Here is a 233-nt window from a genome sequence, read left to right on the forward strand (position 1 = left end):
GGCATCGAGTCGTTCGACGGCGGCCGCGCGCTGATGGAGCAGGCGATCGATCTCGGTGCGGACGTCGTCGGCGGGATTCCGCATTTCGAGAACACGCGCGAGCAGGGCGTCAGCTCGATCCGCTTCCTGATGGAGCTGGCCGAGCGCACCGGCTGCCTCGTCGACGTGCACTGCGACGAGACCGACGATCCGCATTCGCGCTTTCTGGAAGTGCTCGCGGAAGAAGCGCGCGT

Annotated in this window: 1 pseudogene; it reads left to right on the forward strand. The window is 67.0% G+C overall.

The features are described 5' to 3' along the window. Positions 1 to 233, forward strand: a pseudogene (locus tag SB751_RS35590) (cytosine deaminase); the annotation flags it as partial.

This window comes from Cupriavidus sp. SIMBA_020, from assembly GCF_046535395.1.
Classification (GTDB): domain Bacteria; phylum Pseudomonadota; class Gammaproteobacteria; order Burkholderiales; family Burkholderiaceae; genus Cupriavidus; species Cupriavidus campinensis.